The organism is Nitrosomonas sp. Nm132 (genome assembly GCF_900100485.1).
Taxonomy (GTDB): Bacteria; Pseudomonadota; Gammaproteobacteria; order Burkholderiales; family Nitrosomonadaceae; genus Nitrosomonas.
This window is the reverse complement of record NZ_FNDH01000072.1, coordinates 1-7,826: the sequence shown is the minus strand read 5'-3', so window position 1 is coordinate 7,826 and position 7,826 is coordinate 1. Positions and strand designations below refer to the sequence as shown.

Annotated in this window: 10 protein-coding genes and 2 pseudogenes; 4 read left to right on the top strand and 8 right to left on the bottom strand. The window is 43.4% G+C overall.

Translation table 11 applies throughout. The features are described 5' to 3' along the window. Positions 1–155, top strand: a pseudogene (locus BLP80_RS16430) (IS4 family transposase); the annotation flags it as partial. Positions 156–347: 192 nt separating this feature from the next. Continuing rightward, positions 348–800: pseudogene (locus tag BLP80_RS13960) on the top strand (ATP-binding protein); the annotation flags it as partial. Between the two features lie 148 nt (positions 801–948). Here BLP80_RS13960 and BLP80_RS13955 read toward each other — a convergent pair. The 3 genes from BLP80_RS13955 to BLP80_RS13945 all read right to left on the bottom strand — a co-directional run bounded on the left by BLP80_RS13955 (position 949) and on the right by BLP80_RS13945 (position 2,443). Further along, positions 949–1,377 carry a c-type cytochrome gene (locus BLP80_RS13955; protein ID WP_090544247.1) on the bottom strand — a complete coding sequence of 143 codons (429 nt, stop codon included), beginning with the start codon at positions 1,375–1,377 and terminating at the stop codon, positions 949–951. Positions 1,378–1,505: 128 nt separating this feature from the next. Then, positions 1,506–1,973 carry a DUF411 domain-containing protein gene (locus BLP80_RS13950; protein ID WP_090544245.1) on the bottom strand — a complete coding sequence of 156 codons (468 nt, stop codon included), beginning with the start codon at positions 1,971–1,973 and terminating at the stop codon, positions 1,506–1,508. Beyond that, positions 1,970–2,443 carry a cupredoxin domain-containing protein gene (locus tag BLP80_RS13945; protein WP_090544243.1) on the bottom strand — a complete coding sequence of 158 codons (474 nt, stop codon included), beginning with the start codon at positions 2,441–2,443 and terminating at the stop codon, positions 1,970–1,972. The genes BLP80_RS13950 and BLP80_RS13945 overlap by 4 nt, the downstream gene beginning before the upstream one ends. A 168-nt stretch (positions 2,444–2,611) precedes the next feature. On the opposite strand from BLP80_RS13945, the gene ttcA reads away from it, so the two are divergent. Then, the gene (gene ttcA, locus BLP80_RS13940; RefSeq protein WP_090544253.1) at positions 2,612–3,535 is read left to right on the top strand and encodes a tRNA 2-thiocytidine(32) synthetase TtcA; all 924 of its coding nucleotides are present in this window, start codon (positions 2,612–2,614) and stop codon (positions 3,533–3,535) included. Here ttcA and BLP80_RS13935 read toward each other — a convergent pair. The 4 genes from BLP80_RS13935 to cutA are packed head-to-tail and all read right to left on the bottom strand — an operon-like array spanning position 3,532 to position 6,808. Beyond that, a complete protein-coding gene (locus BLP80_RS13935) occupies positions 3,532–3,918 on the bottom strand; it encodes a DUF2784 domain-containing protein (protein WP_090544242.1) in 387 nt (128 codons plus the stop codon). The two genes, ttcA and BLP80_RS13935, sit on opposite strands and share 4 nt — an antisense overlap. 15 nt (positions 3,919–3,933) lie before the next feature. Then, the gene (locus BLP80_RS13930) at positions 3,934–4,473 is read right to left on the bottom strand and encodes a TlpA family protein disulfide reductase (protein WP_090544240.1); all 540 of its coding nucleotides are present in this window, start codon (positions 4,471–4,473) and stop codon (positions 3,934–3,936) included. A 45-nt stretch (positions 4,474–4,518) separates the two neighbouring features. After that, complete coding sequence (dsbD, locus tag BLP80_RS13925; protein ID WP_090544238.1) at positions 4,519–6,453, bottom strand: protein-disulfide reductase DsbD; 1,935 nt, start codon at positions 6,451–6,453, stop codon at positions 4,519–4,521. Positions 6,454–6,460: 7 nt separating this feature from the next. Continuing rightward, entirely contained in the window at positions 6,461–6,808 is a 348-nt protein-coding gene (gene cutA, locus BLP80_RS13920; RefSeq protein WP_090544236.1) for a divalent-cation tolerance protein CutA, read from the bottom strand. 196 nt (positions 6,809–7,004) lie between these two features. On the opposite strand from cutA, the gene BLP80_RS13915 reads away from it, so the two are divergent. Further along, the gene (locus BLP80_RS13915; RefSeq protein WP_256325117.1) at positions 7,005–7,133 is read left to right on the top strand and encodes a hypothetical protein; all 129 of its coding nucleotides are present in this window, start codon (positions 7,005–7,007) and stop codon (positions 7,131–7,133) included. Between the two features lie 481 nt (positions 7,134–7,614). On the opposite strand, the gene BLP80_RS15775 is transcribed toward BLP80_RS13915, so the two are convergent. Next, positions 7,615–7,826: hypothetical protein (locus BLP80_RS15775; RefSeq protein ID WP_176754383.1), on the bottom strand; the 212-nt coding region annotated here is incomplete at its 5' end.

The following is a 7,826-nucleotide window of genomic DNA, read 5'->3' as shown; positions in this document are numbered from 1 at the left end:
AGGAGCTTCACCTCAATGCTTCGCTTTACACTTTATTACAGATTTTATCGGTGTCAGTTTTCGAGAAAACCCATATTTCATGCGCCTTGCAGCCAGATGTGTCCAGAATCAGCGTGCGGCGGCCTAGCAAGCAATTGATTTTGTTTGATTTTTGACCGGACACTAGTGTTATGAAATAGAAATGGAATAAATTGCCGATCGCCATCTGCGCAGCCTGAAATACCAGATGAAAGCCGCAAAATTCCAGATTCATCGTGATCTGGTTAAATTTGCCTGGGATGAAACGCTGCTCTCACGGCAGCAAATAGAGTAGCTCGCAACCGCCGGTTTTATGGATGAAGCGCATACATAACCTCATACTCGTCGACGGAACCGGTACAGGTAAAACCCATTTGGCCACCGCACTGGTTGTTGTCGCTATTCATCATGGCAAACGCATACGATTCTTCAATGTTGCGGATCTGGTCAACCTGCTGCAGTAGGAAAAACAGTTGAATAAAACTGGGTATCTGTCCAGAAGACTTACCCAAATGGACGCAGTCATCCTCGATGAACTGGGGTATCTCCCTTTCCCTAAATCAGGCGGTGCCTTACTGTTTCATTTGATCAGCCAACTGTATGAACGCACTTCGCTCATTATAATCACCAACTTGAAATTCAGTGAATGGGTGCAGGTTCTTGGCGACGCCAAAATGACCACCGCTCTGTTAGGCCGCATTACCCATCATTGCGACATCCTGGAAACAGGAAATGATTCTTACCGTTTCAAACATCGCAAACAATGTATAAGAACCGATTAACCAACTAAACCAGGTGAACCGTTTTCGGCGCTGATGACTGGACAATTTTCAATGCTGATTGACAATTCAGGCAAGTAATCAAGAGAAGAACAATCCAGTAAGCATTCTCTGACCTGGAGTTGGCGTTGTTACTTATCCTTGGAAAGACTTATTGTCTGTTTTCAATTCGTTGGTACCAGGCGTCATACACTTCATCAGGCCACAAAGACTTAATCCAGACAAGAGTGTCATCAATTTCCTGTTCTGTCAGTTTATCTTGCCAGCCAGGCATACGCCCCTCTCCGGGAGGACCACCTTTTAAAATAAAACGTTTTAATTCCTCAGTAGAATGATGCCAGGCATGCGCCGTGCCATCCAAAGGGGGAGGAGGGTACCTGCCGTTTTCAAGCGGCTTCCTCCAGTCAGGCGTTGCTTCGGCATTTGGTCCATGACAAACAGCACAATTTTCCTGAAAAACCGCGCGCCCTCGAGCAATCTGGGCAGTGTCAAAATTTCGCTTAACCATTTCTGTCTGATCTAACTGGATTTGCTGCAGAAACTTATTGGCAGTAGAAATAGAATCTGTGCAGCCTGACATTAAAATAAATCCACTTATTGATAGTGACAGAAGAAAATACTTATTTTTTCCAGGCTGCATAACAATCTAAAAAATTAAGAAGTCTTTAAGTTTTAATACTAAATAAGTTTGCTTTCACTTAAACCTGTTTACTCAGGGGTATAGCGACTGTAAACGGTTGCATCGCGTCGTTGATCTCCTCTTTGCTTGATCAAAAGCACATCATAAGGATCACTACGTGCACCTTCCATACCTGGAGTGCCATGAGGCATGTCAGGAACAGCCAATCCAATTGCCTTAGGGCGTTCTTTAAGAAGTCGTTTAATATCTTGTGCAGGAACATGACCTTCAATAGCATAACCATTAACCACGGCGGTATGACACGACCCTAAAGAAGGAGAGATGCCTGCACGCGCTCTTGCTTCTTTATTACCCACATCATGTGCATTGACAGTAAACCCATGATCTCTCAGATGATCAATCCATTTTGAGCAGCAACCACATGTTGGGCTTTTATAGACCTCAACCGCCTCGCCAGCAGACACTGAAAATGCTGCCAATGTCAACGTACCCGCCATTATTGATTTCATCAAAAATCTGTTAATTTCTATTTTCATTTTATCTCCACATTTATCTTTCCACGCATCCTTTTGAAATGGCCAGGATAACCACAAGCAAAATGAACTATACCACTTTCAGTAAAATTCCATACGAGCTCTTTTTGTTCACCTGGCAGTAGGTTAACGTAGTTAGGATCCTCACGGATCAAACCAGGATTTGAACGTGTCATTTTGGCGTGTTCTTTTAAATTTTCCAATGTATCAATAACCATTTCATGTCGTCTCATTCCTTCATTCTTAACAATGAATCTGATCGTTTCACCTTGCATCACATTAATCTCGGAAGGCGAAAAACGGTTATCCATTGCCTTTATTTCAATCGTGCGCGTCACCTTGGCAGGATCGCCGACCTTGCCAATGACCGGAGAATTCACACCATTCTGCTTGTGATTCAAGTCAGCAGAAGCACTAACTACCCAGAACATCAAAATTGAGAAGAATACAAATACCATTGCATCTTTCTTCATATAATTCAGCCCTCTGTACTTATGGCACAAGACAGTCGCTTTAAATCCAATTGTTAGAACACATTACTGTTTTATTGTTCCGGCTGTTAAACTATTTAATTTGTTACGGCTAATGAGATATATAAGGCAAGATATTTTACAACTCTCTGACTTACGGCAATTTTCATGATGGAAACATTACCCAAGAAAATACAATATAACACTAACAAGCTTCGTAAACGATTACGTCGCCTGGTAGGAACGGCTATCGCTGATTTTAATATGATCGAAACAGGCGACCGCGTAATGGTTTGTTTATCGGGTGGAAAAGACAGTTATGCGTTGCTCGATATTTTGCGCAACCTTCAAGCGCATGCTCCGTTGGATTTTGAACTGATTGCTGTCAATTTGGATCAGAAACAACCCGGTTTCCCCGAGCAGGTATTACCTGAATATCTCACTCAAATAGGCATGCCATTTCGCATCGTCGAGCAGGACACCTATAGTGTAGTCAAACGCGTCATTGCTGAAGGAAAAACCACGTGTAGTTTATGTTCCCGTTTGCGCCGGGGCGTACTCTATCGTGTTGCTACTGAGTTAGGTGCTACTAAAATAGCTTTGGGTCATCACAGAGACGATATTCTCGAAACTTTTTTTCTCAATATGTTTTATGGTGGCAAGCTCAAAGCGATGCCACCCAAGCTGGTCAGTGATGACGGCCATCACATCGTGATTCGTCCACTGGCATATTGCAAGGAGAAGGATCTGGCTGCTTACGCTGAAATCGAGAATTTTCCAATTATTCCCTGTAACTTGTGCGGTTCCCAGAAAAATATGCAACGTCAGGCTATTAAAGAAATGATGCAGCAATGGGATAAAAAATTCCCGGGAAGACTGGAGACAATGTTTACGGCACTCCAGAATATACAATTATCTCATTTGGCAGATTCAGCGCTTTATAATTTTCAAGGGCTCAAACCACAGGGTAGTCCAGTTGCTGACGGGGATAAGGCTTTTGATGAAGAAATATTTGAGCCACCGATTGCAGAGCTTCTTTCCATTTCGGAGAGTAGATTAAATGAAACAGAAAGTGATAAAACCATCCATAATTAATGTTTGATTTTGGATTTCCCGGGAATGACTGGTGGAACCAGTTTGAAAGTTATTGCCACTAGAAGTGCAAATACCACATAGCTTATTGTGAGTACAGATTCGGGAAAATCATAGAATAACATTCGATGTAACCAGTACTGAATAAAGCTTCGATCTGCTTCAATCTCACGCAACTCATATTCCCATCTCGTCAGTGGGCAAATAATACCTACCAGCGACTCACCCACAACAAACAGTATGGCTGCAAGATGGGTAAGTCGAAATGCGAGGTTCCGGGAAAATTTTAAATGCAACCAGGCGCCAATCCAGATCATGAGAAGACTGCCAACAACGAACAGCACGAACATAAAGTGAATAATTAATACAACGTCGGCTAACTGCATTCCTTACAGAAAAATTTACAGCAAGGGTTTCAGTATCTTTTCGACTTTATCCATGTAGACGCGACCTAAATGTGTATCCACGATTTCTCCAGCTCGATTGATTATCACCGTGTAAGGTAAGGCACCTTGTGGGTTTCCCATTGCCTCTGCTAGTGAAAACGCGTCCATATCTCCCACCACTACAGGATAATTGATGCCAAACTCCTTACTGAATGTCTCCACTTTTTCTTTTTGATCGATAGCAATGCCTACTAGGATCAATCCCTGTTCACGGAATTTATCCTGTATTTCAATAAACTCTGGTATTTCTTCACGACAGGGCATACACCACGTAGCCCAGAAATTTACAAGCAGAACATTTCCTTGCCATTGAGAGAAAGGCTGCACATTGCCCTCAATATCTGGCAAACTCGCTGCAAAAAATGCTTTCATGCCTGCTTGCTTCTCAGCGCTGCTCAGCTGTGAACTCATCTGCTGGGTTTTGAATATAAATCCTGCAGCTATCGCCCCGAAAGCGATAGCAACATACATCAATAACTTGCCTAGCTTTGACATGCAATCTTCCTCTAGTTGATAGAATAAATATATAAGACTGTCAGGCTAAATCAATACCGCATCCAATACGGAGAGAAAATCTTCCTTATTGTAATAGCCTATGATCTTAGTGTTCGGTATCTCGCGCCCCTGGGGGTCAAGAAAGAGAATTCCCGGTGGGCCAAATAGCTTGAAACGTTTCAGTAGCGCAGCATCGTCAGGCGTTCCGGCAGTTACGTCCACCTGCAGTAGAACTACATCTCTCAACCGTGCTTGCACTTTCGCATCGGTAAATGTAAATCGCTCCATTTCCTTGCATGAAATACACCAGTCAGCATAAAAATCCACCATGATGTATTGGCTTCTTGACTGCTGGATAATTTCATCAAGTTCAGCAATTGTTTTTACCCGCCGAAACGGTAGATGCCCGCTTTGATCAGCGTCTACTGGCCGAATCGTCTCAATATTTCCGGTACTACCGATGCTCAATTTTGACAGGGGTTGCAGAACATCCCGGCTACCAGACAATACACCTATCAAAAGAGCTACCCCAACCAGCAATGAAATCACCCCAACACCTTTAAGAAATTTCCTGAGGCCAGAGGCCCGTTCTGGCAAAGGATCGATCGCATGCAGATAAATTGCCGAGATGATGAGTAGTGCTGCCCACAACAGCATATAAATAACCGTGGAAATCACTGGCGATATCAGCCAGATAGCCACTGCCAGCAGCAGCACACCAAAAACCTGCTGGATCGATTCCATCCATGGACCTGATTTGGGCAGAAAAGCGCCCGCCGATGCTCCCAATAATAACAGAGGAACACCCATGCCTAGTGCCATCACAAATAATGCGGATCCTCCGAGTACCACATCATGCGTCTGACCGATATAGAGCAGCGCACCTGCAAGGGGTGCCGCGACACAAGGGCTGACGATCAGTGCGGACAATGCTCCCATTCCAAATACACCAGTCAAGCGCCCACCTTTTAGATGGCCTGCTTCTTCAGAAAGTTTGCTCTGAAGAAAACCGGGTAATTGCAGTTCGTAAAAACCAAACATCGAAAAAGCCAGAACAACAAAGACCAGCGCAAAGGCACCCAATACCCAGGCATTTTGCAAAGCTGCAGACAGCATGGCACCAGACAGGCCGGCAGCAATACCGGCTATGGCATAAGTAATCGCCATCCCCAGAACATAGGCAAGCGCCAGAACAAATCCACGGCGCTTGGTGAGATGCTCGCTTCGGTTCGTAATGATGCCCGATAAAATCGGAAACATGGGATACACGCATGGCGTAAATGCAAGCCCTAAACCTGCACCAAAAAAACCAGTCAATATCAACCAGAAGTTACCGCTTGCAAGCAGCTGCTCGATTTTGTATGACTCGGTCTCAATAGCAGGCAGTCTGGAAGGGGTTTGAAACAATTCCGCGGTAGCATTCCCACCCGCAGCTGTTGCGCGGCCGCTAATCGTTTCGGCAACCGTATTCAAAGCTGCTTTGATTGCCGGAAGGGCTATATCACTTTCCTTCTTGATCGGTGCATAGCACACGCCTATCGGTTCATTGCAGCCCTGATAGGTTGTGGCAAGAGAAAGCTGGTCCGCTGCGGATGCTTCCCGCTTCAATGAAATAATTGCCTGAACAGGCTGATAATAGACCTCTGTTTTACCAAAAGTCAGATCGTCCTTCATTTTGCCTGGCGGTAGCATGATTTTTTCTATATGGATGCCATCGCTTTTCGGCTTAAAGTCAATTTTGTCACGATAAAGATAATAATCTTTTGCAGGGGTAAAATTAGCGATGAGTGTGCGTTCATCACGTACCTCGATTGAGAACTTAAATGCTTCATCTGGAGGCAGTAGCTCCTGCTCAGTTTGCCCAAAGCTTGCGCTTAATTTCTGTAACACAGAAAACACACTGGATCGCTTTTCTTCTTCAGCTGAAACACTCGTGCTAACAAGGCAAAATAAAATCAGAAAAAATTGAATTAAACGCATAGCTTACTCAAATTTTGTTTTCTATTATTGGTTCAACAATGATTGGAACTTCATCAGCAACCCACTGGAGATACGCTGGCAATCCAGTCTTTACAGGGACAGCGATAATCTCAGGGAGTTCATAAGGGTGTATAGCTTTGATGATTTTTTCCACCGCGACATAATGTTCCGCCAACGTTTTGATAAAAACGGGTATTTCATCGGTCGTTTCAGTTTCTCCCTGCCAACGGTATACTGAAGTAGCTTCCGCCAAAATATTGATACATGCCGCAGCCCGACTTTCAATAAGTTTTTGGGCAAGCATCAACGCGCTTGCTTTGTCAGGAAAACTGGTAATAACAAGTATAACTTCCATTTATCTGCTTAACATACAGGAAGATTCAAAAATCTTGCATTCTTTATACTAAACTTGAATTTACTTTGGCGGAACATAAATCTATCAGATTCTGTAATAATACTCAGAAATTAATATATGAGCTAACCAAATGATTAAAAAACTATTTTTACTACTTCAAGTTCTTTCCTTAATTGCTCCTGTCGGCATTTTCTTTATGTATATCATTATGGATCAAGGCGATCAGTTTACTTACGAACACTACTGGGTAACGGGGATGAGTTTCATTCCTTTTCTGTTTGTGCTGTTACTAAAGAGTCTGTTTCTGGGAATTAATAAAAAATAAATATCCAATATTTAAAGAAGCAATAATGAGCAGAAATGATCTTCTTGGAGCCCATCTAATGTAATGCACTTTTCAAAGATTTTGAATAAGCAATTACAAATACTTATTAATACAACAACCTTTGATAATCAGGCTGAAATTAATATTGATTGATTCAGCCTGATAAGATTTTGACTACTAAATTAACCCAAATATCTCATAAATTCGCGTGATGATCACGCAGGATTTTGATTAATAGGGAAGTTTTGAGAAGGAGGGGTGTAGTGATTCATACACCCGACTGAGCAAAATCTTTCTTATTAATCAAAAGACAAATGAGCGTAGTAATCGGCCTTCGGCCGCAATGCGTTTGAAAGAAACACGATGCGGCGAGATGCGCGGTAAAGTGGAATACCGCGACGGCGAAGACCGAGCAGTCACTGGAGCGTCCCTGCCCGAAGCGAGTCATGGGGTCAGGTCTAGAATAGATGTATACTTAATATCATAAAATATAGACCTGTCCCCAGCAATGTGATGTGCCCAGCAATGTGTGAGCGTGGTCACGGGTCACGTCTGCGACATTGGCGAGGCTGCGAAAGCAGCCATCCCGTTTAAGAGGGTGAGTATAACGACGTACCCGAACCGTTGCGGCATCCCAAACGAGATGATGGAGGAAGGCATGGCACAACGCAAGAGAACGGTACTGGAATTGGC